Origin of the sequence: Lysinibacillus zambalensis (assembly GCF_040183165.1) — a bacterium.
Classification (GTDB): Bacteria; Bacillota; Bacilli; order Bacillales_A; family Planococcaceae; genus Lysinibacillus; species Lysinibacillus zambalensis.
Window position 1 is genome coordinate 37,246 of sequence record NZ_JBEGDG010000018.1, and the last position, 24,901, is coordinate 62,146.

Here is a 24,901-nt window from a genome sequence, read left to right on the forward strand (position 1 = left end):
AAAGGTAAGCTCATAAAAAAAGGCTCCCGCTATGGCGAGAGCCTTTGGACATAATTTAGTTTAAGTTGTTTCAATTAAGCCGTATTTACCGTCTTTGCGTTTATAGACAATATTTGTGCCGTTTGATTCTGCATCTGTAAAGATATAGAAATCATGCCCTAGCATATTCATTTGTAAGACAGCTTCTTCTTGATCCATCGGTTTTAAATCAAATTGCTTTGTACGAACAATTGAGTATTCATCTTCCTCTGTCACTGCATCAGCGGCTGCTTGTGAAGTAGCAAAATAAAGGCCTGTACCTTCACGCTCACGGAATTTACGGTTTACTTTTGTTTTATGCTTACGGATTTGACGTTCTAATTTATCAACGATTAAATCAATTGCAGCATACATATCATTATGACGCTCTTCTGCACGAAGAGTTAAGTTCTTCATTGGAATTGTAACTTCCACTTTAGTTTGCTTGTCATTATAAACCTTTAAATTTACGTTAGCGTTGGCATTAACATCTTCGTTAAAATAACGTTCAACTTTCTCGACTTTGTTCTCAACATATTCTCGAATAGCTGGAGTTACCTCAATATTTTCACCACGAATGTTAAAGTTTAACATGTAAACTCCTCCTTTATAACTGCTATACTTACTATTTCTACACAAGTGTGCGAAATTCCTCTAAAATAATTCTTTTTTTAAAAAAATTTTTTTCCTACAATAATGTATAGCATCTGCGAAAGCAAAGAAGTTCGGTAAGGGACGAACACAATCCACCTCTTAATGAATTTTCACTTTATGAATAAATATTATTTAGTTTTGCCTCATCCGCTTCTTTTCTTCGGCGCAACTTCAACTCTTCGACAATCAAATCTTCAACCGATTCTTGATCATTGAAATTCACACCATACTGCTTACCATTACCAAAAGGACGGCTCCAAATGACTTCTCCATAAGCTCGTACCTCTCTTGTATCCAGAATAAAGCGTAAATCCAAAGGACGAGGATTAACACCTAAATCCACCTCAGTAAACATTTTTAACCCTCGTGGACTTATATCAAGCAAATCAGCCATTGCCGTTTGCGCTTGATTAACTCTACCATTCTCGTATATCGCAAAAGTCATTTTAACAGGCTCCTCGAATTTAAATCGAAAGCCTTCTTGGCGCTTAAATATCATCTTCCCACCTCAATACTATTCTAAACATCTATTTTCCTTGATTATGACACGATGCATGTTTTATATACAGAGGGAATAAGTAACATATTTTGCTGAGTAAAGACCTATCTTTTGAGTAATTAAACGTTTCCCTTTTGTATGATTATTTAAATGCCGTGTCTCGCTTTTCTCGAAAAGAAAAGAAAAGAGACCATCATGAATTGATGGCCTCTTTGTTGTCTAAATTTGTCCAGCGTTTCCCTGACCGAATTGCTGCTGTCGATTAATGCGAATAACTTCCTTCCATGTATCACGGAATTCCGTCACTAATCCCTCAACTTCTTCAATAATAGCGACATCACTTTGAATGTTTGACTCGACTAAACGACGATTGATATATTCATAAAGAGCAAACATATTTTTTGACACTTCGATATCCATATTCAAAGTCGACATCAACTCGCTAATAATCGCCTGTGCTTTGATAAGATTAGTATTTTTTTCTTGGATATTCTTTTCTTGAATGGCTAGCTTAGCTTTGTGCAAGAACTTTAAACATCCATTATAAAGCATTAACGTCAGCTCACCAGGGGAAGCAGTGGTAACACTATTTTGTTTATACGCGTTTTGTGCTGTTAAATTTGCTGCCAATAAAAGACAACTCCTTTGAAAGGTTACTTATTTACTAGTTTAAACCATATTACGAAGAAAAGCGAATAGATTAATTACGCCTCGGCGTAATTGCGTCTGGATTTTGAATTGTGTGATCACAATTCATTCCTTTTAAAATACATGACATCCGCCGGGGCTTTATCTTCCATTCAGCTGGCGGTGTCCGCCAAACTAAATGGAGATAAAATATTAATTCTTTTTGTCATAATACATGCCATCCATCACACGAACATTCGAGTAGGGATCGAAGTATTGTCCTTCACTTTTTTTCGTTTTTTGTAGATTTGCCATATCTTGCTTTACGGCGCTCATGACAGCAGCCAATCGTTCTTTTATCCCATGATCTAATTCAAGTAACGTTCGATGAATACGATTGTGTTCGTCGAATTGAAAGCCTTCTTGAACTAAATCTTCAATAAATTTCCCACGCTTGTCCAACATACTGTTGATATTATCAATATATTCATCGCGCTCTTCACCTTTTGGAATATCTCCTAAAAGTTTGAATAAGTTAGCTGACACCTGCAATAGTTGATTTATTAGTTGCATATCATTCTCCTACCTTGCTAATTAGAAGCCTCAACCTGCACCTTGAATGAACATACTAGATTGCTGGTTCGCTTTATTGATTGCTTTCTCCATGGCTGTGAATTGTTTCCAGTAACGAGCTTCAATATCCTTTAATTTTGCTTGTAATTTAGTAATGCGATCATCAGATTCAACAATGTTTCTACCCAAACTATGTGTTTGATCTGTTGCACCCTCTCTACCAGCCTTTTTTTCAATATTTTTAGTAAGTGCATCAATTTCAGCACGTAAACGTTGAGTAATACCACGTGAATCTTGTGTAATTTTTCTACCATTTTCATCAGTTGTCGTACTTACACTGCCTGAATTAGTAAACATTTGAACAACTTGATCAGGATCTTTAGCTAATGCTTTATCCAATTTTTCTTCATTAATTACTAATTTTCCACCATCCGATAATTTATCTGATGTTGTAATGCCGATTTCAGCTAATGAATCTATCGTGTCGTCACCAAGTCCTTTAACTGATGACATAAACTGCGTACGAATTTTAGATAAGCCATCTCGAATTAAAGAATCGCTACGTAATAAACCACTTTTTGCTTTTTCATCCCATAGCTTTTGTTCGTTTTCCGACATATCTTTACGTTGTTCACTTGTTAGTGGTGGATAGTCACGATATTTCTTCTCTTTTAATAAACTATTTAGCGAATCTACCATCTCATTATAAGTTTTAACAAACTCCTGAATAGAGTCTTTTATACTTTTGGTATCAGTCGTTGATGTTAGATTTACAGCTGCTACAGCTGGAGAAGTATCATTTGCCACGCTATCCGATGCTGCTTTTGCATTATCATAAGATTTTTGTGCTTCATCTAGACGTTTTTGACCCGCCACTGCATTGTTTTCAGCTGTTTTATATGCAGCTGCATTTTCGTTATTTGTTTTCTCAATGGCACTAAACTGTTGAAAATCTTCTAAGGAACCACTTAAATCAGCTAATTTATTTAAATCCATTGAATCCATCTTGCCGAATTTATCTTTAATAGCGTCATCTTTTCCTGCTAAAATTTGTTCAATTTCACTTCCTGTTTTTCCTTTAATTTCGGATAAGAAAGCAATATCATCAGTTGTTAGGTCATTTAAAAATTTCTTATCAAGCGTTTTATATGAATTTTCAAAATCAACTTTATGTGCACGTTCAAGTATTTCTGCACCATCCGGGCTTTGTAATGCCTGTAAATCATCGGATGATAGTCTTAATAATTTTGCTTTTTGTTCATCTGTTAAGCTGGAATTATTAATAGATGATTTAATACTATCTGCATCTGTGTAATCAATGTTCAAAGATTGTAGGTCAGACAAATCTGCAGAGTTTAGGAGCGCAACCTTCCCTACATTTGAAAGTTTATCAAATTTCTCCTGTTGTTCAGCTGTTAAATTATTTTCTCCAAAAGTATTCTTATATGCATTTTTATACGTATTATCTCGATAGCTTTCATATGCAAGAAGCTTACTGTCTCTTTCTGCTTCTAAGCCAGGTAGAGCAGCCTGTGCATTATTTAATTCTACTTGTGCTGCTGCCAAGCGATCAGCTGCACCCGATTTAGCATTGAATGTTGACTTCAGTGATACCTCAAAACCAGAGATTGTAAAAGTATTTGATGAACGCTCCATTGAAATACCATTTACTTTAAAGATTGCATTTTTACCTGAATTTGTTGTCGCATTATCCATACCTAATGCATCGAACAATTCTTTCCCTTGTCCAAATACAATTTCGCCGTTACCGCTTTTTACACTACCAGAATTATTTGCAGTTAGTGATATCTGTCCATTTTCGAATAGTGCTGTAACACCTGCATTGCTTTGATTGATTTTTTTCACTAAATCATCAACTGTATCATTTGTTGGGTCGAAGGTAATTGTCGCTGGCTTTTCTGCTAAATTACCATTTTTATCAATAGCTTGTATCTCTACTGACTTAACGGATTCTCCTACCAAAGTAGATATCTTTGTTGATCCTGTATACTCTGTTTGTCTACCGATCATTTGAGTAGATGTAGCTATTTGTGTAACACTTTCTATATTGAGCGTGCCAGTAGCTGTACTTGTTGCCTTTACAGTTGCTAAGTTTTCATTGGAGGATGTGGCTGTTTTTTTCATTATTTGACTCTGCAACCACATTTTATCCTTTAAAAACTGGTTAAATTTTTGAGTTGATGCATTGACATTGCGATAAGCATCACGTTGCCATTCTAATGTTTGCTTTTTTTGAAAAGCTTTATTCAGCGGCATTCTTTCTGCCTGCATCAGCTTCTCTATAATACTATCAATATCCATCCCTGACGATAATCCACCAATTCTCATTACCATACATAACTCCTCCTAATTTCCTTTAAATTTTCTCGTCTACAATCATTCCAACCATTTTTTGCATCTCATAGAAAGCATCCAGTAATTTTTTAGGTGGAATTTCCTTAACAACTTCCTCAGTATCACGATTCACTATCGTCACATAATAGCGTTCTAAGCCCTCATGATAAACAAATTTCGAGGAACTGTGATTTATTTCCAAAAATTCATTTGCAACATCGACAGCTTGTTGTAATTTTTCTTTTGAAATTTCCTGTTCTTCTCCAATAGTAGTTGCTTTTTCTACTACTTGTTGTGAGTTAGTTACTGTTGAAACATTAGGTGTCATATTTTCCTGCACATTCATTGCTTTTGTATTAGTTGGTGCAGTAATCGTATCGATTGACTGCCCTTGTGATGCAATACGCATGTACCTCAACCTCCTAAACTTTTCAATTGCTTACCTTTATTATCGGAAGTAAATTGTATTGTTTCACGTTTTCTGACCAAACAATTGGGTTTATTGGAGTGTTCCGAGCTAAGATCCCACGATTATTCTATTCGGTTGAGTTCGTTATCCCCAGCCCGGTTTGTCCTCGAAGAACTTACGAACGATTATATTGCAAAATTTTTTGAGGTTAATCTGCTTAGAGCAAACCAGAAGGTGTAAACCAATTGTTGAGCACAAGTTCTTCTTTATTGACTGAAAGCAAATCGTAAAAACGGGCAGATCAGCGTAATATATTGCGAAAATTTACATCGACTTAAAAGATAAGTTTTAGCACATAATCGTATAATAGTTTCTGAATTGAGTTAAAAAAAGCCTTTCTATGGAGAAATTTGCTGTTGCAAAGGCTGCTGATTACACGTTAAATAGAGTGAATAGTCCGAAATCCCTTTCAAGTGAAGGGCGTATTGAGATAGATAATAATCTAGCCAAAAATGCCATTCATCCCAACGTCATAGGAAGAAAAAATTTGCTTTTCTCTAGTCAGTGAAACAGGTGCAAGAGCGAACGTTATAAACATCGCAGAAACAGCCAAAGTAAATGGTGCGGACTTCAATAAACTAATGAAGTAAATTACGAAACTACCGAATCTTGAATATCCATCAAAACCTAAAAGCTTTAAATCAGTACATGCCTCGATAAAAGACGGCCAAGCTGCATGCGTGAAATTAAATAGCCGTATATCTGATAAGTGCGCATCTGTTGGATTCAGAATAACATCGTAAGCATGAGTGAACTGTCCTTAAGAGGACATAATTTAAGGAATATATCAAACTTTTAATTGCCTGTTCATAAACGTCTCATCAATATCTGTTTTTGAATAACTATTACGCTTACAACAATCTTCATATCTGCTTAATATTTTTGTTTTCGCTCTAATAAATCTTTAAGCGTTTCAAGCTCTTGTTTCGAGTTTTTTCTTCAGAACGTAGTTTTTTACGTTCAATTCCATATCTTTATTCTTTAATTTTTTTGACACTTGCACTTTTCTATCTAATAAGCCTTTCTTGCACAAAGTGACAACGAAGTTGAATAATTCGTTGGCGTAATAATTTCTTCAAATCTGGATGAACACGAAAACAGTTAATTGCTCGATAGCCAGATTCTTAACCTTGATTAAACCATATCATTCAAACACTGCCTTTAGGAGATATTAGAACTTCCAGGGAAAACAGATTGGAAATAGCACAGAATAATTTAAAATTAGGTAACTATTCAATCTTCTTATAAAAATAGCACCTTCAAAGTTGCTTAAGTTAAACAGCTAAAATCTTTTGAAGGTGCTTCTTTGTATTCATTTTAATTTCTTAATCTAATTATTTAATTATAAAAGAGGGCTTTGTGTGACTAAATGGAAATTTTTTAATTTCATAATTTTTATTTGCAAAAAATTCATCTACTGCCTTAGTTTCCCCTTCTACTGTGCCGTAATCATCTAGCACAATTAATCCCCCCGGAACTACACAATCAAATAATAATTCTAAAGCCAATTTAGAAGGTTCATAAACATCAGTATCTATATGTAATAACGAAATTTTCAGATGCGGATTTTCTTTTAAATATTCTGGCAGTGTCTCTAATATATTCCCTTTCACTAACTCAACATTCTTTACTCCTTTATGATCAAGACTACTTTGTAAATCTTTTTCAGTAGGAATTTCCCCTTTAAATAACTCATTCCAATTAGATACAAATTTTTCATCAGATGAAAAAGCTTTTGATTCAGGAAATTCCCCGAATATATCAAATCCAATTATTTTTCGAGAATTTTCATTCTCTAATAGTTCACGAAATGTTGCAAATTGAATTAATGAATTCCCTTTAAAAACCCCAAGTTCTACTACCGAACCTGGTTTATCTATAATCATTTTATATAGTTCAAAATGTGATAATATATTTCCTAATCTGTATGTTTCTGATGTAAGCATAAATCCATTTTCGTATTCAAAAGCATTATTTTCATCATAATTAAAAATCACAGTTATTCTCCTTAATATACTTGTTACTTGTTTTATTTGATTTTAATAAAAATATTTTTTATCTACTAATCCAAAGCTTGGAGAAATATATTTTTGTATTTCACTGAAATATCAATATCCTCTTCTATCTCAAAGAAAATTTCCCCGATTTTATCATATTCGTCTAAAAGTTCATTGAAATTATATTTGTTTAGAAATTTCTTAATTTGATCTAACAATTGATCTTTAAAATCAAAACGTGTACTTAAAGGACCACATATTGAGTTTGTAGCAGCATGAGCGTTGAATACAAATACTGGAATATAATAATATACAGCTTCATGTATGACTGTACTACTGCAGCATATTATAAAATCAACTTTATTAAATAAATCGTGTATATTGCGATTGTCTTTAATAAACTCTATGCAATTTTCCTCATTAAAGCTAAATTCCTCTGGGAGAACTTTATTTTCAGGATGCATTTTTGCAATATATTTCATATTGTATTTTACAGCTATTTCATCTGCGAAATCTAACATTTGTTGGTTTATAGAGACTTCTCCTTGACTTGGTCCATAAAAACAAATTAGAAATACATTTTTATTGATAAGTTTTGTTTTAGAATTTTTTAACTTTAAACGGTCGTTTTTTTTGTAGTTCATAATTGGATTACCAACTGATATCAATTGAGAATCATCTAATATAACATCACGTAAAACTTCTTTCCAATAGTTTCCCCATAGCAAACTATATTTTGCTTTAGGATATTTATAAATATGACTGTATGGCACTAACTCGAATTCTTCTGTTTTTCCATAAGTACCATGCTGTAAATTAAACGTTACAATATTAAGTTGATTAGCTACCTGCACAAATACATTTTCTTCCGAATTATTAGAAAAACCCGATATATAAATTTTGTACTTATTATTTTCAAAAAATTCATACGCAAAGTCAATCAATAATATAAAATATTTAGTGAAGCTCAAAAGCCAATCTGTTTCTTCTTTATTCAAGTTAAGATGTTCTTCTTTAAAAGATGTAGCCAACTTATTTAACTCTTTTTCAAACTTAAAATCAAATATACTAGGCTTAAAAATAATATGATTTTCTGTATGCTCCTCTTCATTGTAAAAAGAAGCCGGAACTAATTCAGAAATTAATTTTTTGGGTACCTGCTCAATCATTTTCTTTATTAATAAATAATGTGAAGGTCTTCTTTTTTCTTGCCATACAAAGCTAACCAAGATTGGACCCTCTTTCAAATGTAAATAGGGTTTAAAAGAAGTTACTGGAAACAGCATTTCATTTGAACTTTCTAAAAATAGTCTACTAGCAATTAAAGAAATATAGGGTAACATTATAGAATTTAAACTAACATTTTTATAATTTAAATCACTGTATATTTTATCCATTTTTTCAATGAAATCTTTGAGACTATACTTATTTACATTTTGAAATTCTAAATATCTGTGCTTCTTCTCATACTTAAAAACAGTTCTTTCAATGTGCTTAAAAGTAAATATATTTTCCTTAGAAAAACCTAATTGTACTATTTGCTCAGTAATTTCTTGTATAAAAAAGGATAAAATCAGAAACTTTGTATTAACCAAATCAAAACCTTTTAAAGTCTCCGGTGAAATAATTTCAATATCATCAATAAATGTCCCCCATTTTTGAGGGTTAGAATCAACTATATAGGAGATATTTAAATTAATTTTTTCTTTCCATTTTTCATATCCACTACCGCTACCCCAAATAATAATCTCCTCAATATTTTCGAATAAACTTATCGATAATTCTTTTTCCATACTCAAATTATTTCAACTCCAAATCTTCTAAATAGTACCATTGTCGACATGTAATATGGTACCAGTAATAGATTTAGATTTATCAGTTAACAGAAATACTACTGCCTCTGCTACACTTTCAATGTCAGTTTCCTTTTTTAAAGAAGTTCGATTATAAATTCTTTGCTTTTGCTCATTATTTAAGGATTCACTCATCCCAGTTTCCATAAATCCAGGAACAACACAATTTGACCGAATTCCTTTTTGCCCCCATTCTCTAGCAATATTTTTTGAAAATGCTTCGATTGCTCCTTTCGAAGAAGCATACATTGCTAAGCCTTTATAACCCGTATGAGCACTTATCGATGAAATGTTTACAATGGACCCCGGAATTTTATATAGAATCATTTGTCTAATTACATGTTTAGTTAACAACATTGGTGCAAAAACATTTACATTATACATATTTAATAATGGCTCATATTTCATATTACTCGCGATATCATCATACGCAAGTGCTGAATTATTTACTAATCCTACAATGCGTTCAAATTTCTTAATTTGGTTTACAAATAATTTTTTGATATCATGGATTTCACTTAAATCAAAATGAATATATTCATATCTATTTGGAAACTTTTTTTGTAATTCTAATCTTCCTGGTGTTGATGATCTACTTATCCCTATAACGCCAAGATTGGTTGTTTCTAATATTTTTTTGGAAATTTCATGACCTAATCCTTTTGAATCTCCTGTCACTATAACCCATTCCATATTATCTTACCTTCTTACCTGTTCTATTTTTTTCTAAATCCTCTACTATCTCAATTACTCTAGGTACTTTCCAATTTTGCAAATTATCCCTTAAATATTTTTTTATATTTTTCAAGACATCTTGTTGCGTATCTATAGTATTGATTAGGATAATTTTAGCTGCAAGTATATTTCCCATTAAACTATTAGGCTTTGAATAAATAACTGCATCTTGAATATAAGGCAACTGGAGCAATAAGTCTTCGATTTCAAGCGGGTTTACATTATAGCCACCAACATTGATGATATCAGTATTACGACTTGAAAATTTAAAACTACCATCTTCAAATTGTTCCACTAAATCCCCAGTCGCAAACCACCCTTCCTCATTATTATTCATTAATTTAGTATTAATAAATAATTCGTTATCAACGATCTTAATAACTTCTGAAAACTTTACAGGTATTTTAAACCACTCTCCATCACTTTCTAAGATACTACCGAACTCGGTAGAAGCATAAATATTTCTCACTTTCGCATTCGGAAAATAGTAGTTAATTTTAGATGAAATATTATTTGGTAATTTTTCTCCACCAAAAGTTACTCTTTTTACTGTTTGATACGTTTCCTCATCTGATACAGACAAAATAAAATTCAGAAAAGTTGGAGTAGAGGATATATGAGAAATACAAAATTTATTACAACTTTCTTTAAAAAATAAATGTTTCTTTCCAAACAAATAAACGATCGTATTAAGGTTCAGAAAAGCTTGAAAGAAAACCTGTAAACCCGCCATATGAGTAGGATTATAAGCAAATCCCCATACGTCCGAGTTATGCTTTTCACTAACTTTAACATTACGAGTTAAACTTTCGAAATTGTGGATTATTTTTTTGGGTAAGCCTGTAGTTCCAGACGTATATAAAGCTACATCCCATTTTTCAGAGCAATATTTTACCATTTCAATTAACTCTTCCACCGTATTAATCATTTTTTTATAGTTCAACTTAATGTTTTGTTCTAAATTTTCTTTATTAATATTTATTTTTTGTAGATCATTTTCAGAAAAATCACCATCTAAAATTTCTATTGAATAGTTAAAGACAATACTATGTAAAATTTTCGAAAAAATATAGAATGGATTTTGAGATTTTTCATAAATATAGGGTGAAACTTGCTCTAGATTGTTTAACTGGTTTAATAAATCCTTATAATGATATTCTTTTCCATCGTACACTAAAAAAATTTTATTCATTTTTACCTTCTAAGATATCAATAATCTCACCAATATTTGTAACAATCCCTGATTCAAAAATATCCACCCCAAATTGATCTTCAATTCGTACAGTTAAATCTGCTAGCATAAATGAGTCCATTTCTAAATCATTGCGAAAATCCATATCTTTATTTATTGAGTCAATAGGTTGTAAACCTTCATCTTCTAAAATTTCATTAATAACTTCTAATAATTTATTTTCCATGTTATTTCCACCTCAAATTCTCAAAAAAATGTTTATCATTACAATCAACTCGATTAATCCAATAATCTGCTAAACCGTTGTTAAAGCCTTTATTTGTTGTAAATACGCCTTTAAAATTATTTACTCTCAACAAATACTCCAGTTGTTCTTTCATAAGTTGCTTTTGATCTCCGCCACCAAACGCTGGGGTATACCAGATTGGATTAATATGTAGCTTTTCATAAATAAATCTTTTACAAGGCTCTATTTCTAAATTATAAAAAGATAGAGGGTCACCATTATAGGCTAAATGATTTACGCAATGCACTCCAATTGTCATTCCAGCATTTTTAATTTTAATTAAATCGTTAATTGACATATAATAATTATTAATAATCGTATCTAGATTACCGAATTTTTCTATTACTAACTTTTCTAAAATTAATCTACTTTCTTTTTCAGATAATATAAAATTCAAAATATATTTATTATATCTTCTAAAAATATCTTGTTCGTATGAATAATAGCTGCTCCGCTCATGAATATTTTCAATATGAAATTTAGACATTAGCATTTCAAAAATTTCTTTGTCTGAGTAGTTTGATAAAACAATATGAACCAGATGAAAGATAGGAATAATTTTATCTTCTAATGGGCCTGACATGACAGTGAAATATCCTGGAACTCCCTTTTTTTGCATAATTCTAAATGCATTAATATATTGATCTTTCGTAGCATCGTCAAAAGACAAAATACATTTAGGTTTGGAAGTATTTTTGTTATATTCTTCAGGTAAAACTATTTCATAGTACTTTGATAATAATTCGATTTGATTTTCAAAATCTTTCTCTTCAAGTGGTACACTACCTTTGAAGTTTTCTTTATCACCTATATAATGATACATGACTACAATATCTTTCATTCTACCCCCCTATTAATTAGGCCTATCTTGATCAGAGTCACCTTTGGTTATATACCACGGATTAATATCAAAAACATTTAATTTTTTCAACACGCCTGGATTTATATAGATTGCTGATTTTATAGATGATACCGATAAGTCTAGAGGCTGGAATCGGGTTGGAAAATAAGACTGATTGTCAGACTTTTTAAAGCCTACATTTTCTAAACTCCAACTTGCAATTGTTGAGGCACAATAGAAATCCCAAAATAATAACGATTTTTCATAATTGATTAAATGCTTTATTAATTTTAATTCGACCTCTTTATCATCAGTCAATATTTCAACGATTCTTCCAATTTTTGAATCCTTTAAAATACTCTCAATACGATATATTACTAGGCCCTTAATTCCATCATTATCTTTATAAAGAACATATTTATACGTAAATGTTGGATGTTTTAAATATCTCCATTCAATGTAATTAAACTCTCTACTAATTCCAATATATTTACTTAATAATTTACTTTCGTGGAACAAATTCCATTGCATACTGTTTAATCCAGTATTATTGAATATAAAATGATTCATATCAGAATCATTTTCTACTATTTTAATTTCGTCTATATTTTTTAAACTACTATCATTTCCTTTAAAAACTTTTTCAATTACTCGTTGTTTGTTGACAATTCCCACCCATCGGGGCAAGCTATCCATTACTTCCCATTTTAAGGCTTTATACAATTTTTTTACATTATCATTTATTCCTAATGACAAAATAATTGAAGGATTAAGATTTTGAACAAATTTCAATAACTCCATCCCGGCACCAGTTTTTCGATACGATTCTTCCACTATCCAATTTGTTAAACATACTCCAAATGATATTTTTCCTTTTTGATTAAACTTAAAAGGTATTACACCTAACAAACCAACTATTTTTTGATTGTCCCATACACCAAGAAATGAATAATCATTTGATTGGGTAATAAAATGTTTATAAGGAGATTCGTAAAACATACTATTAAGAAGTTTCACATCTCTCACATATATATGATTATTCACCCATAATTCATCGATAGCTTTTTGTAACGATTTTTGTTCATTACTTTCAAAAAATCTTACTATCAATTGATAACACTCCCCTTAAATATATAATCATTTAAAACAAAGGACTCAAATTTTTTCAAATCTGCTGGTTCATCTATATCTAAATGATATTTTCGATCCATTAAATATGCTAGTTTGTTATCATTTAAGCTCGTAAATTTGTTTAAAGAATTGTTGATTTTATTTATATATATAGCGCCATTAACAACATAAAAATTTTCAAAATCTTGCCTTCTTACAGTGCTATTAAAATCCAATAAATTTGATAATGTCCCATCTTTATTTAGCTTTCTAATTAATATTGGATGATCCTCTACTTTATTTACACTTACTAAACTCTCTTCATTTCGTGAATAAATTAATTCAATTGCTTCATCTATATGGAAAAATCTTCGTAAAGGTTGTGTTGGCTGTAACAATATTACATAATCAAATACTTGACCCTTTTCTTTTAACAGTTCAATAGTATATAAAACTGTATCAATTGTTTTAGCTTCATCTGTAGCTAGCTCTTTGGGTCGAAGTTCATTTACTTTTACTCCGTGTTCAGAACATATTTTAGCTATTGCTTCATTATCAGTGGACACATATATTGAATCAATATATTTCGATAATTTGGCTTCTTCTAAAGTATAAGCAATTAAAGGTTTATTCTTTACAGCAGTTATATTTTTATTTTTTATTCCTTTACTTCCCCCTCGAGCTGGAACAATTGCTAAAATTCTTTTGTCTTCAATCATTGGTTTTACTCCCTACTTGTTTAGGTCAAAGAATTTTTTTTGAACAGAGGTATTCCAAAAAGTACCATCTTCTAGAAATTTCAAAAACTTTGTATCACTTTCTCCATCACCAAAATCTTTTGTAGTACATGTTGAGTTAGATTTTTCAATGGTTTTAATAGCTTTAAATATTAATTGTTTATTTTCATTCGTATGTAATATTGATTTATGCGGTAAATGATATCTTCCATTTTGTCTTGTACCTAAATCAATTGCTGGAATTCCGTAGACAACAGTTTCTCTAATTCCAGCACTTGAATTTCCAATTACAAAATCAGCATTTTTCAATAAAGTTAAAAAGTTTTCAAAACGAATTGAAGGGTATATCAATATATTATTCAAATTACGAAGTCGGTTATATTCTTTAAGAATAATCTCGCTCCCTGAATCATTATTAGGATAAATGACAATATAATTTTTTTGTGAAGCAATTACAGTATCGACAACTTCTTTAATATTTGCCTTTAATAAATGCTGTTCTGTTGTTACAGGATGATATATTAGAATTGCATAGTTATCAAAATGAATTTGATAATGGTCTTTCGTGGACTCTATAGTTGGCAATTCTTGTGAGAGCATAATATCAATATCTGGTGAACCAATAATATAAATACTATTCTTGTCTTCTCCTAACTGTTCAATTCTTTTTTTAGACTCTTCATTACTTACTAAATGAATATGTGCAAATTTTGTAATTGCATGTCGAATTGACTCATCAATAGTACCAGAAACTTCTCCACCTTCAATATGTACTACTCTTATATTATTAAAGGCGCCCACAATAGCACCAGCTAGTGCTTCTAAACGATCTCCATGAACAACAATTAAATCTGGTTTTACTTCATGAATATAATTACTAAAACCTTGTATTGTGTTACTTAATGAAATATCCATATTATGCAATTTATCATGGTTAATAAAATGATATACATTTTTGAATCCATCTTTTTCAATTTCACGCCAAGTAGATCCGTATTTAGGAATCATATGCATCCCTGTAACAAATAAGTAAAGTCGAAACTGACTATGACCCGTTATTTTTTTCATTAAAGACTTAATTTTACCATAATCGGCTCTCGTACCTGTTAAGAACATTATTTTTTTCAAATTAATGCAACCTCTCACTTGAAATCTGAATAAGATAAATGTTCGTCTTTAGCAACATTTCTATTTACTATCTTTCCTAAAACACTTCTATAGTCTGATGCTGGGATTTCCCCAGTTCCTGGTCTTTTAACCCAAATATTATTTTCAGTTAACAATTCGCCTTCTTTAATATCATTTAATGCTACAACTGTAGCGAAAGCAAAATCTATTGTTACTTTTTCTTCTAATGAAGCTTCTTTTTTTCCACCTCGCATTTGAGCAATTTCCTTTGAAGCCTGTATTAAATCTTTTAATTCTTTAGGATCCATTGAACAAATAATATCTGGACCAAATCTATTTTTAGTATCTGTAAAATGTCTCTCTAAAATACTAGCTCCTAAAGCTGTAGCTGCTAACGCTGCATTATTATTGATTGTATGATCAGATAAACCAATAACAGCATTGTGGAATTCCTTTTGCAACTCTTGCATTCCACCTAGTCTTACTAAATTAGCTGGGGTAGGATACACATTTGTGCAATGTAAAAGCGCATATGGTATATTGTATTTCTCTACAATCTCAACTGTTTTTCTAACACTTTCTATATTGTTCATACCCGTAGAAATAATCATAGGTTTACCAAATTTAGCGATATGTTCGATTAGCGGATAGTTATTACATTCTCCTGAACCAATTTTAAACGCTTTAACATCCATTTTTTCTAAACGATTTGCTGCAGCTCGAGAGAATGGGGTACTTATAAAAATCATGCCCATTTCTTCAACATATCTCTTAAGTTCTAATTCTTCTTCTTCGTTAAGAGCACATCGATTCATAATCTCATATATAGATTCTTTTGCATTACCAGGAATAACATTTTTAGCTTTAGCGCTCATTTCATCATCAATTACATGAGTTTGATGCTTAATAATTTCTGCACCTGCCGCATATGCTGCATTAACCATTTCTTTTGCAACTTTCAAACTTCCTTCATGATTTATGCCAATCTCCGCGATCACAACTGGTGGGAAATCCTCACCAATTTTCCTTCCACAAACTTCAATATATTTCATGAATTAAATCTCCTTTATAGCTAAAAATGTACAACTTACAGTTTTTATACAATTAGTTGAATCACTCTAATATTTATATACAATTAAAGGTATTTTAATAATTAATTCTTTTCAGCATTTCTTCAAACTCTGGCATTATTAAATCATTATTTAATTCAGCTAAATCTATATAATTATTAAAAACATTTGTTAATTCTTTAATTTTATCATTAGGATTTTTTATAGTTATATTTTCTTGATACTTTTTTTTGTAATAATTATCCTGAACTATAAACATTCTTTTAACAATAATTTCATGATATAGTTCATTAAATATATTATTTAAACTTGATTGCATTCTTTTTATTAATGAAAGTTTTTCATCTAGTGATAAAACGTCTATATCCATTTGAATTATTTGTTCTGATAAGAATCTAGCATTTTTTAAAAACTCTGCATATTTGACACTAGATTTTATTATTAACTTTAATTTTTCTTTATTATACTTATTTTTCGTATTTGCTTTATACCAAATTTTATTTACTATATTTTTTTCTTTTAAAATTGTGTCTAATAGGGTATCTAATTTTTCATAATGCGCTCCATTGATTACTGCACCATGTTGTGTTGAATTAACGACATTAATTTTAGAAAAAAATATATATTCCTCAAAAATTCTTTTCATATTTAAAAAATCTTTTGATGTTTTAATAAAATCTCCATCAACACTTAAAACATCGGTTTCATTTTCTTTATAAGCTTCGACTAATTTCTTTCTTTCATCAATAGTTAACTTTGGATTACTTTTATATTGAATTGACTTGTCATACCTTCTATTATTTAAAAACGCAAAATTTTGTCCTACTAAAATGACTTGGGAAACCTTTAATTTATGAAGTATTTGCAAAGTAAATATACTAATTGATGGGACATCTAATAATATATGCTCATCTTTTACTTCATCTAATAAGTACATTGAAAATGGATCTTGATCAGATATTAAACTAAATAAAGGGCCATTATAGTCATTAATACTTTCATATCCTACAGTTGTAGCAAACGCAATTGGGATATCATCCCTTTTCTGTTCCTCGATTTTATACATTACTCTTTTATTTTCTTCTTTTGGGTCATAAATGCATACTAAATTCGGAACTATATTATATTCAAGTAACGCATTTATTGCCGAACCAACTGAAACTATGAAAGCTCGTCCTTCATTCTTTATGCGTCTTAAATTTTCTATTTCTAAATTTAATGAGGGTCCTGCAGCAACTAGTATTACAGGCTTATCTTTAAAACTCCTCAAAGTAGACTTTTGAAAAAAATTAGGCGAATTTACAACAACGTTAAAATTTTTGATATAATTGGTAACCCATCTTTTTTGAAATTTCGAAGTTATAGCAACATCTAGATGCTTCTGATTTAGTTTCTCTGCAAACATATTATATAGACTATTTACTTCTTCTTTATAAATATTTTTAGTAATTGATAATTCAACATTAAAGTTATCATTACTTAAATAAACATTAATAATTTCTGAATCTAAAATTTCATCCAAATCATTAAAAATCATAACCATTCTATCAAAATATTTATGTATAATATCACTATCCACAAAAAACTTAATAACTTCCAAATCTGGTTCATATATAGAAAATTTCACATTTGGATTTTGTTCTAATAATATTTCTATATGATATCCTAATCCTGCTCCAACAAACAAAATGTGGTTTGTATTATCAGAGATTTGAATGTTAGAAGTAAATTGAACTGCTTCATTGACAGGGTTATATTTACTATGAAAATAAAAATCCCTACCGTTTTTTTTGATTTTTAATGTATGGTTACCTGACTTGGTCTGCTCTAAAAGTACATTCTCAACGGTAGCATTTTTAAGCTTTTTATATAAGTTTAAGTTATTTTGTTTTAGAAATGTTGTAACCTTTGACACCTTTATCCCTCACATCTATTTTCTCTAATGCCAATTTACTAATCAGTTTTATTAAAGTAACTTGCTATTTCGTATTCAAATAAATCTGCTACTAACATATAGTCTTCTACTATTAAGCCATCATTTATTTCTTTTAAAAAATTTTCAATTTGTTCAATATTGAATTTAGTATCTATACCATTTACAGAAAGTAAATTTGACGCTTGTAATAACCAACTCATTCCTTCAGAAAATTGTTGGATTATTTGCATCGAACTACGGATTTCACCTAATCTTAATAATTTAGCAATTTCTAAACAACCTTCTGGAACTTTTTTTATATATTCATCAAATGAATTTTTAACTTCTAAAGATAAATCTTGCATGAAATCTCTCCATTTACTCAAATTTATAAAAAACCTCTAGCAATACTAGAGGTTTTAATACTAACTATTAATTAAGTAATTGTAATACACCTTGTGGTTGTTGATTAGCTTGAGCAAGCATTGATTGTGCTGCTTGCATTAAAATGTTGTTTTTCGTGAAGCCCATCATTTCTTTAGCCATATCAGTATCACGAATACGAGATTCTGCAGCAGTTAAATTCTCTGATGTTGCACCTAAATTATTAATAGTATGCTCTAAGCGATTTTGAATAGCACCTAAATTAGCACGTGTAGTAGAAACAGCTTTAATTGCATTATCAAACGATGTAATTGCAGCATTTGCTCCACTTTGTGTTGAAATATTCGAATCCGTAATTTGTAGAGTAGCTACGTTATTATTTCCAATTGAAACATCTAATTTTTGATTAGCATTTGCTCCAATATGGACAACTTTCCCTGAGAATGTACCGTTTAATAATTTTTGAGTGTTAAACTCTGTATCAGTAGAAATTCGGTCAATTTCTGTTTTAAGTGCAGTGATTTCTTCTTGTAATTTAGTACGATCATCATCAGTATTTGTATCATTCGATGATTGTACTGCTAATTCACGCATACGTTGTAAAATTGAATGTGTCTCATTTAATGCACCCTCAGCAGTTTGGATTAGAGAGATACCATCTTGAGCGTTTTTAGAAGCCATGTCTAGACCGCGAATTTGTCCACGCATTTTTTCTGAAATTGCTAAACCTGCAGCGTCATCGCCAGCGCGGTTAATTTTGTAACCTGAAGATAATTTCTCAAGGTTTTTAGAAGCTTGAGTATTGTTCGAAGTAAGGTTACGGTGTGTGTTTAAAGCTGAAATGTTGTGTTGAATTCTCATTTGGAATTCCTCCTTGAATGTTTGTTTTTGTCATTCCACATCCGTGTGGAATTTCGGTTTAGGTAGTATGTATGTACTTCCTGCCCCTTACAATCTATATATCGTATTTAGTTAGAAATGTTTAATAGTTTTTTAAAAAATTTTTTATTTTTTTTATATAATTTATCTATAGTTTAAAATTATAACTATAATACATATTCTATTTTTTCTTTAGCTGTTCTAAGAAGCTTGATGATGCTGATAAAGCTTCCTTATTCTGTGCTTGGATAGCTTCAAAAACTTCTGAACGATGTACTTTTACTGTTTTTGGCGCAACAATGCCGATTTTAACTTGCTCACCTTCGACAGCTAATATTTTAATTTCGATTTGATCGCCTATCATGATAGATTCATCTTTTTTTCGAGAAAGTACTAGCATTATTTCACACTTCCTTCCAATGTTTGCATTGGATAGCGTAGTGGATTGGATTTATTATCTTGCAGGACAATTTGTTTACCACGTTTTTTATCCATATTAACGATTATAGGTGCAAGCAAATTAATCGTTGATTCTTGGAATGTTTCCTTCATTGTTACTATAGAGTATGTAAGTACGTTCTCTTCCTTCTCAATTTGTAGCTGGTTACGATCATCTTCGCTTATATCAAAACTGTAATCTTTTTTGAAGGCGAATGGATAGGCAACTACAAAACCAATTTCCACATGTTCAATAGATTGCAGTATCGCTAAAGGAAGATCTGCATCTATAGGTAATAATACGAATTTTTTTTCATTCTCTAATCCGAGTAATCCATGTTCAAACGTTAAGATGTCCTGTTCCTCAATTTCGATTTCACCTAAAAATTTAGTAGCAATTTTCATTGTTTTATACGCTCCTTTAAATGACGACATTGATGTCAACATCCGGTCTTTGTACCATTGTACCAGTTACTTTTCCTGGTGTGTATTCGTGTATTGGTTTGTTCACTTTTGCGTCAATTATTGGCTCTCTCCGCTGAATATTGACATCGGTTGTACCTGGTGTATAGTCTATTTTCACTGAACCTACTGATGGTACAAATTTAATATTAAATGGAGTACGGTGAGGACCATGATTTTGTTTTGCGATATTTTGGATAGTTGCACGGCCCTGGTCTTTACCAGCGTTGTCCATCATTTGACGTCCCTCTCTCGCTCTACGTGCCATTCCTTGTAAATTCTCTTGTCTTCCTTTTTCTGCGTAATTGGCACTTGATTCCAATGGACCTATCATCCCTATATCCCGTCTTGCCTGAGAAGAGTCTATTTTTAAAACGCCTTTAGTCGTACGAATTTCTAAAATAGCGGCCGGCTGTTCAATATGCTGTGTTGCTTTCGGTTGTTTAATAGTTTGTTGCGGCTTAGCTATATTAAGGTCTAATTTCGCGTCTGTTGTATGAATTTGAATTTGCGGGAGTCTCATCTACTTCTCTCCTTTCAAGAAAAGCGTCTGAACAAAATGTCCAAACGCTTCTTTTAATATTATTCGTTAAGATCTATTGTCGAAATTTAAATAGGCAAAACTATTTTATCTAATAAAATCTACTAATGTTTGTTGAATAATTTTCGCACCAACAGAAAGTGCAGCTTGATGAATCGATTCACTAGTAACCATTTCTGTAATAGCCTTCGCATAATCAACATCTTCATTATCAGACAACTGCTTTGTTACACTTACTTCACGGATTCCAAGGCGATTCTCCATTAACTCCACACGATTTTGACGTGCCCCGATATCAGCCTGAGCCTCGAGAATTTTATTATGGATTGCTGTAATGTCATCTCCAGTACTTTGTTCAGCTACTCCCCCAAGAGCATTACCGATTTCTTCACCAGTAGCTGGTCCTCCAGCACGATTAGGATCTAAAAGATCTGAAATTTTCCCCATCATGTCATCAACATTTTGAAACAGTTCAGCTCCAGGAGTATTCACTTTCATCTGAATACCATCATAAACTTCAATAACTACGTCTTCTGAGTTTACTTTTGCTGGATCAATTGCACCATTTTCAAACAATGGCTGAGTAGTACGTGTTCCGCTGAAAATATATCGATCGGCAATCTTTGTATTACCTATATCCTGAATTTGTTGACGAATCTGATCAATTTCAGCCTTAATTTTTGCACGTTCATCGGGTGTATTTGTATCATTGGCTGCTTGAATTACTAGCTCACGCACACGCTTCATCTGTTCGCCAGCTTGGTTAAGTGATTCGTCTGTTGTGTCGATCCAGTTATTAACCTCATTCATATTACGTGTATATTGTTCAACTTGACCTAAATCACGGCGATAGCCCATTCCTTTTACTGCAATTACAGGATCATCAGAAGGTCGAGTAATTTTAGAACCTGAGGTAATTTGATCTTGTAGCTTAGACATTTTACCGTAGCTATTATTTAAGTTTAAAAGCATGTTATTGGATAGCATGGATTGCGTTACGCGCATTTTTTTAAAAGCCCCTTTCTATCGTAATTTTATTTTTATAGTCCTACACGGCCCATGCCGTTAATAATTTTGTCTAATGTTTCATCGACAACTGTAATCATACGGGCGTTGGCATTGTATGCTTGTTGGAACGTAATCATATTTGTCATTTCCTCATCAAGGGACACTGAACTTACTGAGTCACGATTACCAGAAAGTGTTACTAATAATTTTTGAGAAGTCATGTTTAAGCGATAAGCTTCTTCACCATCAGTTCCTAGTTTCCCAATCATACCTTGATAGAAGGAGTTAAACGTTGCACCATCTAAATCAGCTTGGCTTTTTGATTGAAGATTAGCAAGTTCAAGTGCAAATTTACCATTCCCCTCTTCATTAGCTGCATCAGATGCAGCTAATTTAGAAGGATCATCCATAAACACATCGTTTACCTTAATATTACCTGCAGTTATTACTCCGTTTTCCCCAGTAAAGAAATCATCTTTATTTTGAACACCTGTTAAATCATAGCCTTGCTGATGCATTTTATTGAAGGCCTCAGCAAATTTAGCTGCCAATTTATTAAGGTCTGCTAATGTTTCAGTATAATAGCCTTTTGTACCAATGACGTTACCATTAATATCCTTCTCAGCATATCCGTACGAATCAATAAGGGATAACATTTTCCCTTTACCTGGTTCTAACTGGTCATATGAAATGGATTCTGTTGTGCCAAGTCCACTTACTTGAATAGATGAGAACACATTGGACAAGTCATTGCCATCGATTTGCTTGGAACCAGTGCCATTTACTTCGATAGTAGCAAAGTCTCTACCATTCACTAGCTCAATCTCTTTATCTGTACCATATGGTTTGAATACTACTGTAAGGCTTCCTTCAGCCACAGCACTAGCATTCCCGCCCGATGCGACACGTTTAGTGGATACAGGTATGTAATTATTTAATTCATCAATTAACACATCACGTGCATCGTATAAGTCGTTCGGTACATGACCATTCGGTTCTACTTCCTGCACCTGTTTATTGATAGCTGCAATCTGTTTTAGAAGTGAATTGATACGATCCGTCGCTACACTAATTTCATTTCCTAAATTACCTTGAATTGTTTTTAGCTGCTTGTCCATATATCTAAATGATTCAGCTAGGTGGTCAGCACGTTGCATCGCTACTTTACGAGAGGCTGCATTTTCTGGGTTTGTACTAACATCTTGAAGCCCTTTCCAGAACTGTTCTAATGCTGCGTTTAAACCATATTGAGACGGTTCGTCCATTATATCTTCCATTTGAGAGATCGCATTTGAACGTGATTCCCAATAGCCTAGTTTGTTTGTTTCTTGACGGAATTGACGGTCAGTAAATTCGTCACGAATACGTTGAATCGATCCCGCTTCTACCCCAGTTCCTAGATGCCCTGGATAGTTAGGTTGATTTAAACCAGCTTGTGGGAAACCTTGCGTCGCTTGCATATTTACTCGTTGGCGAGAGTAACCTAATGTATTTGCATTGGAAATATTATGTCCTGTTGTATATAGAGCTGTTTGTTGTGTAAATAAACCGCGTTTACTAGCTTCTAAGCCCATAAATGTTGAGCGCATTCCTTTTCCTCCTTAACGTTTATATTACCAAGCAAATGTTTTTTGCATGGGCGCAAGAAACTATGCTTGAGAATCAAAAAATGATTTTTTAGCGACCTTATTTGTTCCGCGTATTTCACTACCAGAGTAGTTTATTTGCTCGTTCTGTGGTCGTAAGGAACCTAATGTAAGATTGACAAATTGTAGTGATTGGAACACTAGTTTTTGATTTAAATCGTTTTGTTTTTTTAAATCGTTGATAATTTGCAATAATCGATTGCGAACAGCTGAAAGCATGTCTTTTTCAATCTGCTGTTCAGCAACCTCGATGACATCAGCGACAGTTGCTTTGTCAATTGAAGCAAATCCTTTTGCCCCAAGGTAATCCGTTACCTGTTTTTGACGCTGTTGCTCGAGCTTATCGATGGCTGCTACATGTGCCTGCTCATCCTTGAGCATTTGGTCCAGTGCTTCGATATCGCCAGCTGTAATGATTTCAGTTTTCTTTATAGCTAGTTCAAGTAAGCTTTTATGCATTTTTTCTAGTTTTGTTAGTGTAGAACAGATCGTTTCTACAGACATATTGCGAAGCACCCTTTCTGAAATTCCTTAGAAACGATAATATTTCAGCATATCTTCTGCCACTTTGCGAGCGTCTACTTTGTATTCCCCAGAAGCGATATCTTCTTTTAATTGTTTTACGCGGTCTGCACGCTCTGTGTTATATGTTGAAATCCCTTGCATCTCTTGTGCAGTCTTTGAAATTTCGATTTTATCTGCGAAGGATGCCTTGTTAGTGCTTGATTTTACATTGCGCACCTGATTGTTATAGGCGTTCACTGCATTAATCCCATATGATGTAATTTTCATGTAATCCCCCCTGTCTAAAAGCTTATCTTACTATTATTTCGGATTGTCTCACATAATGTTAAGTTTTCAAATAGAAAAAAGTGTGCTAATTTTGTTTAAAATTAACACACTTTAGACCTATCAATTATGCCTCGGTATAATTGCAATATAAGATATTAGCCTAAAATCATCGCTTTCAGGCGTTTTTACAGGATGTAAAGTTCTTAGCCCGAATTCCCTATTTCAGTGGTGTTTGGACACTCGATGAAAGAAGTTAACGTTTTCGATCTGCGTGATAGGTTACACGATCACGACCTGCCACACTCTCACGAAACTCCTTCGCCGCTTCGAATGTACGTAGCTCTGACTTTAATTCATCCTGACATTTTGTACAAAGCTTTCCTGTTGTCGTTAAGTGACCACAGTTATCACATGGGTAGCCAAGATTCGGGAACATTGCAGGCTGTAAACGTCCCTTGCGTACCCATTTATACAATAGCTCCTCTTCAGCTCCTGTTGCTTCAACAATACGTTCTACTGTCGCTGCACGGTTTTCACGTTTACGTAAAAAGCGATAAACAATTTGATATAATTCTTCTTCTGATTGAGCGCATTTATGACATACTTCTCTGACCCCTATATAATTAAAAAACTCATTACATTTCGGACAATTGCGAACCTCTGCCATCTATTTCTTCCTCCTCTTGCATAAT

28 protein-coding genes are annotated in these 24,901 nt (G+C 32.2%); 1 reads left to right on the forward strand and 27 read right to left on the reverse strand.

Annotated features, from left to right (window positions below; genetic code table 11):
• Positions 1 to 60: 60 nt before the first annotated feature.
• The 6 genes from hpf to ABNX05_RS19575 all read right to left on the reverse strand — a co-directional run bounded on the left by hpf (position 61) and on the right by ABNX05_RS19575 (position 5,135).
• On the reverse strand, positions 61 to 612 hold the full coding sequence (gene hpf, locus ABNX05_RS19550) for a ribosome hibernation-promoting factor, HPF/YfiA family (protein WP_049668100.1): 552 nt from the start codon (positions 610 to 612) through the stop codon (positions 61 to 63).
• Between the two features lie 175 nt (positions 613 to 787).
• On the reverse strand, positions 788 to 1,171 hold the full coding sequence (locus ABNX05_RS19555; RefSeq protein ID WP_349661233.1) for a PilZ domain-containing protein: 384 nt from the start codon (positions 1,169 to 1,171) through the stop codon (positions 788 to 790).
• 219 nt (positions 1,172 to 1,390) lie between these two features.
• Positions 1,391 to 1,801 carry a flagellar export chaperone FliS gene (fliS, locus tag ABNX05_RS19560; protein WP_349661234.1) on the reverse strand — a complete coding sequence of 137 codons (411 nt, stop codon included), beginning with the start codon at positions 1,799 to 1,801 and terminating at the stop codon, positions 1,391 to 1,393.
• Between the two features lie 210 nt (positions 1,802 to 2,011).
• The gene (gene fliT, locus ABNX05_RS19565; protein WP_349661235.1) at positions 2,012 to 2,371 is read right to left on the reverse strand and encodes a flagellar protein FliT; all 360 of its coding nucleotides are present in this window, start codon (positions 2,369 to 2,371) and stop codon (positions 2,012 to 2,014) included.
• Positions 2,372 to 2,401: 30 nt separating this feature from the next.
• Complete coding sequence (gene fliD / locus ABNX05_RS19570; RefSeq protein ID WP_349661236.1) at positions 2,402 to 4,726, reverse strand: flagellar filament capping protein FliD; 2,325 nt, start codon at positions 4,724 to 4,726, stop codon at positions 2,402 to 2,404.
• Positions 4,727 to 4,748: 22 nt separating this feature from the next.
• Positions 4,749 to 5,135 carry a flagellar protein FlaG gene (locus ABNX05_RS19575; RefSeq protein ID WP_349661237.1) on the reverse strand — a complete coding sequence of 129 codons (387 nt, stop codon included), beginning with the start codon at positions 5,133 to 5,135 and terminating at the stop codon, positions 4,749 to 4,751.
• Between the two features lie 400 nt (positions 5,136 to 5,535).
• Here ABNX05_RS19575 and ABNX05_RS19580 point away from each other — a divergent pair, with 400 nt between their 5' ends.
• Positions 5,536 to 5,703, forward strand: a complete 168-nt coding sequence (locus ABNX05_RS19580; protein WP_349661238.1) for an IS66 family transposase — start codon at positions 5,536 to 5,538, stop codon at positions 5,701 to 5,703.
• An 826-nt stretch (positions 5,704 to 6,529) separates the two neighbouring features.
• Here the strand turns inward: ABNX05_RS19580 and ABNX05_RS19585 are convergent.
• The 21 genes from ABNX05_RS19585 to ABNX05_RS19685 all read right to left on the reverse strand — a co-directional run bounded on the left by ABNX05_RS19585 (position 6,530) and on the right by ABNX05_RS19685 (position 24,876).
• Positions 6,530 to 7,192: a TylF/MycF/NovP-related O-methyltransferase gene (locus tag ABNX05_RS19585; protein WP_349661239.1), complete on the reverse strand. Its 663-nt coding sequence runs from the start codon at positions 7,190 to 7,192 to the stop codon at positions 6,530 to 6,532.
• 65 nt (positions 7,193 to 7,257) lie between these two features.
• Positions 7,258 to 8,985, reverse strand: coding sequence for a glycosyltransferase family protein (locus ABNX05_RS19590; RefSeq protein ID WP_349661240.1), 1,728 nt, complete (start codon positions 8,983 to 8,985; stop codon positions 7,258 to 7,260).
• A 27-nt stretch (positions 8,986 to 9,012) separates the two neighbouring features.
• Positions 9,013 to 9,738, reverse strand: coding sequence for an SDR family oxidoreductase (locus tag ABNX05_RS19595; protein ID WP_349661241.1), 726 nt, complete (start codon positions 9,736 to 9,738; stop codon positions 9,013 to 9,015).
• Position 9,739: 1 nt separating this feature from the next.
• Positions 9,740 to 10,972 (reverse strand): ANL family adenylate-forming protein, encoded by a 1,233-nt coding sequence (locus ABNX05_RS19600; protein ID WP_349661242.1) that lies wholly within the window; start codon positions 10,970 to 10,972, stop codon positions 9,740 to 9,742.
• Positions 10,965 to 11,198, reverse strand: a complete 234-nt coding sequence (locus ABNX05_RS19605; protein ID WP_349661243.1) for an acyl carrier protein — start codon at positions 11,196 to 11,198, stop codon at positions 10,965 to 10,967. The genes ABNX05_RS19600 and ABNX05_RS19605 overlap by 8 nt, the downstream gene beginning before the upstream one ends.
• Before the next feature lies 1 nt (position 11,199).
• A complete protein-coding gene (locus ABNX05_RS19610; RefSeq protein WP_349661244.1) occupies positions 11,200 to 12,099 on the reverse strand; it encodes a polysaccharide deacetylase family protein in 900 nt (299 codons plus the stop codon).
• 12 nt (positions 12,100 to 12,111) lie between these two features.
• Positions 12,112 to 13,209 (reverse strand): hypothetical protein, encoded by a 1,098-nt coding sequence (locus ABNX05_RS19615; protein ID WP_349661245.1) that lies wholly within the window; start codon positions 13,207 to 13,209, stop codon positions 12,112 to 12,114.
• The gene (locus ABNX05_RS19620; protein ID WP_349661246.1) at positions 13,206 to 13,928 is read right to left on the reverse strand and encodes an acylneuraminate cytidylyltransferase family protein; all 723 of its coding nucleotides are present in this window, start codon (positions 13,926 to 13,928) and stop codon (positions 13,206 to 13,208) included. Before ABNX05_RS19620 ends, ABNX05_RS19615 begins: the two co-directional genes overlap by 4 nt.
• A gap of 12 nt (positions 13,929 to 13,940) precedes the next feature.
• The gene (neuC, locus tag ABNX05_RS19625; protein WP_349661247.1) at positions 13,941 to 15,074 is read right to left on the reverse strand and encodes a UDP-N-acetylglucosamine 2-epimerase; all 1,134 of its coding nucleotides are present in this window, start codon (positions 15,072 to 15,074) and stop codon (positions 13,941 to 13,943) included.
• Between the two features lie 14 nt (positions 15,075 to 15,088).
• Positions 15,089 to 16,126 carry an N-acetylneuraminate synthase family protein gene (locus ABNX05_RS19630; RefSeq protein ID WP_349661248.1) on the reverse strand — a complete coding sequence of 346 codons (1,038 nt, stop codon included), beginning with the start codon at positions 16,124 to 16,126 and terminating at the stop codon, positions 15,089 to 15,091.
• 94 nt (positions 16,127 to 16,220) lie between these two features.
• Positions 16,221 to 18,059, reverse strand: coding sequence for a motility associated factor glycosyltransferase family protein (locus ABNX05_RS19635; protein WP_349661249.1), 1,839 nt, complete (start codon positions 18,057 to 18,059; stop codon positions 16,221 to 16,223).
• Positions 18,060 to 18,097: 38 nt separating this feature from the next.
• Positions 18,098 to 18,424 carry a DUF8042 domain-containing protein gene (locus ABNX05_RS19640; RefSeq protein ID WP_349661250.1) on the reverse strand — a complete coding sequence of 109 codons (327 nt, stop codon included), beginning with the start codon at positions 18,422 to 18,424 and terminating at the stop codon, positions 18,098 to 18,100.
• Between the two features lie 67 nt (positions 18,425 to 18,491).
• Positions 18,492 to 19,304, reverse strand: a complete 813-nt coding sequence (locus ABNX05_RS19645; RefSeq protein ID WP_349661251.1) for a flagellin N-terminal helical domain-containing protein — start codon at positions 19,302 to 19,304, stop codon at positions 18,492 to 18,494.
• Positions 19,305 to 19,503: 199 nt separating this feature from the next.
• On the reverse strand, positions 19,504 to 19,722 hold the full coding sequence (gene csrA / locus ABNX05_RS19650; protein ID WP_349661252.1) for a carbon storage regulator CsrA: 219 nt from the start codon (positions 19,720 to 19,722) through the stop codon (positions 19,504 to 19,506).
• Positions 19,722 to 20,165, reverse strand: a complete 444-nt coding sequence (fliW, locus tag ABNX05_RS19655; protein ID WP_349661253.1) for a flagellar assembly protein FliW — start codon at positions 20,163 to 20,165, stop codon at positions 19,722 to 19,724. Before fliW ends, csrA begins: the two co-directional genes overlap by 1 nt.
• Before the next feature lie 16 nt (positions 20,166 to 20,181).
• Positions 20,182 to 20,745, reverse strand: a complete 564-nt coding sequence (locus ABNX05_RS19660; protein ID WP_349661254.1) for a DUF6470 family protein — start codon at positions 20,743 to 20,745, stop codon at positions 20,182 to 20,184.
• 105 nt (positions 20,746 to 20,850) lie between these two features.
• Complete coding sequence (flgL, locus tag ABNX05_RS19665) at positions 20,851 to 21,768, reverse strand: flagellar hook-associated protein FlgL (protein ID WP_349661255.1); 918 nt, start codon at positions 21,766 to 21,768, stop codon at positions 20,851 to 20,853.
• Positions 21,769 to 21,803: 35 nt separating this feature from the next.
• Positions 21,804 to 23,360 carry a flagellar hook-associated protein FlgK gene (gene flgK, locus ABNX05_RS19670; RefSeq protein ID WP_349661256.1) on the reverse strand — a complete coding sequence of 519 codons (1,557 nt, stop codon included), beginning with the start codon at positions 23,358 to 23,360 and terminating at the stop codon, positions 21,804 to 21,806.
• 60 nt (positions 23,361 to 23,420) lie between these two features.
• Positions 23,421 to 23,921 carry a flagellar protein FlgN gene (locus ABNX05_RS19675; RefSeq protein ID WP_349661257.1) on the reverse strand — a complete coding sequence of 167 codons (501 nt, stop codon included), beginning with the start codon at positions 23,919 to 23,921 and terminating at the stop codon, positions 23,421 to 23,423.
• Between the two features lie 27 nt (positions 23,922 to 23,948).
• The gene (flgM, locus tag ABNX05_RS19680) at positions 23,949 to 24,209 is read right to left on the reverse strand and encodes a flagellar biosynthesis anti-sigma factor FlgM (RefSeq protein WP_349661258.1); all 261 of its coding nucleotides are present in this window, start codon (positions 24,207 to 24,209) and stop codon (positions 23,949 to 23,951) included.
• Positions 24,210 to 24,462: 253 nt separating this feature from the next.
• The gene (locus ABNX05_RS19685; protein ID WP_349661259.1) at positions 24,463 to 24,876 is read right to left on the reverse strand and encodes a TIGR03826 family flagellar region protein; all 414 of its coding nucleotides are present in this window, start codon (positions 24,874 to 24,876) and stop codon (positions 24,463 to 24,465) included.
• Positions 24,877 to 24,901 lie beyond the last annotated feature (25 nt).

What these genes read in the sequence shown, in the direction of transcription:
- ABNX05_RS19645 (WP_349661251.1), bottom strand. Translation starts at nt 19,304, where the DNA reads ATGAGAATTCAACACAACATTTCAGCTTTAAACACACACCGTAACCTT.
- ABNX05_RS19580 (WP_349661238.1), top strand. Translation starts at nt 5,536, where the DNA reads ATGGAGAAATTTGCTGTTGCAAAGGCTGCTGATTACACGTTAAATAGA.
- fliW (WP_349661253.1), bottom strand. Translation starts at nt 20,165, where the DNA reads ATGAAAATTGCTACTAAATTTTTAGGTGAAATCGAAATTGAGGAACAG.
- ABNX05_RS19675 (WP_349661257.1), bottom strand. Translation starts at nt 23,921, where the DNA reads ATGTCTGTAGAAACGATCTGTTCTACACTAACAAAACTAGAAAAAATG.
- fliD (WP_349661236.1), bottom strand. Translation starts at nt 4,726, where the DNA reads ATGGTAATGAGAATTGGTGGATTATCGTCAGGGATGGATATTGATAGT.
- ABNX05_RS19555 (WP_349661233.1), bottom strand. Translation starts at nt 1,171, where the DNA reads ATGATATTTAAGCGCCAAGAAGGCTTTCGATTTAAATTCGAGGAGCCT.
- ABNX05_RS19605 (WP_349661243.1), bottom strand. Translation starts at nt 11,198, where the DNA reads ATGGAAAATAAATTATTAGAAGTTATTAATGAAATTTTAGAAGATGAA.
- ABNX05_RS19685 (WP_349661259.1), bottom strand. Translation starts at nt 24,876, where the DNA reads ATGGCAGAGGTTCGCAATTGTCCGAAATGTAATGAGTTTTTTAATTAT.
- ABNX05_RS19630 (WP_349661248.1), bottom strand. Translation starts at nt 16,126, where the DNA reads ATGAAATATATTGAAGTTTGTGGAAGGAAAATTGGTGAGGATTTCCCA.
- fliT (WP_349661235.1), bottom strand. Translation starts at nt 2,371, where the DNA reads ATGCAACTAATAAATCAACTATTGCAGGTGTCAGCTAACTTATTCAAA.
- ABNX05_RS19660 (WP_349661254.1), bottom strand. Translation starts at nt 20,745, where the DNA reads ATGAGACTCCCGCAAATTCAAATTCATACAACAGACGCGAAATTAGAC.
- ABNX05_RS19595 (WP_349661241.1), bottom strand. Translation starts at nt 9,738, where the DNA reads ATGGAATGGGTTATAGTGACAGGAGATTCAAAAGGATTAGGTCATGAA.
- ABNX05_RS19600 (WP_349661242.1), bottom strand. Translation starts at nt 10,972, where the DNA reads ATGAATAAAATTTTTTTAGTGTACGATGGAAAAGAATATCATTATAAG.
- ABNX05_RS19620 (WP_349661246.1), bottom strand. Translation starts at nt 13,928, where the DNA reads ATGATTGAAGACAAAAGAATTTTAGCAATTGTTCCAGCTCGAGGGGGA.
- ABNX05_RS19575 (WP_349661237.1), bottom strand. Translation starts at nt 5,135, where the DNA reads ATGCGTATTGCATCACAAGGGCAGTCAATCGATACGATTACTGCACCA.
- flgM (WP_349661258.1), bottom strand. Translation starts at nt 24,209, where the DNA reads ATGAAAATTACATCATATGGGATTAATGCAGTGAACGCCTATAACAAT.
- flgL (WP_349661255.1), bottom strand. Translation starts at nt 21,768, where the DNA reads ATGCGCGTAACGCAATCCATGCTATCCAATAACATGCTTTTAAACTTA.
- ABNX05_RS19590 (WP_349661240.1), bottom strand. Translation starts at nt 8,985, where the DNA reads ATGGAAAAAGAATTATCGATAAGTTTATTCGAAAATATTGAGGAGATT.
- ABNX05_RS19610 (WP_349661244.1), bottom strand. Translation starts at nt 12,099, where the DNA reads ATGAAAGATATTGTAGTCATGTATCATTATATAGGTGATAAAGAAAAC.
- csrA (WP_349661252.1), bottom strand. Translation starts at nt 19,722, where the DNA reads ATGCTAGTACTTTCTCGAAAAAAAGATGAATCTATCATGATAGGCGAT.
- ABNX05_RS19640 (WP_349661250.1), bottom strand. Translation starts at nt 18,424, where the DNA reads ATGCAAGATTTATCTTTAGAAGTTAAAAATTCATTTGATGAATATATA.
- flgK (WP_349661256.1), bottom strand. Translation starts at nt 23,360, where the DNA reads ATGCGCTCAACATTTATGGGCTTAGAAGCTAGTAAACGCGGTTTATTT.
- hpf (WP_049668100.1), bottom strand. Translation starts at nt 612, where the DNA reads ATGTTAAACTTTAACATTCGTGGTGAAAATATTGAGGTAACTCCAGCT.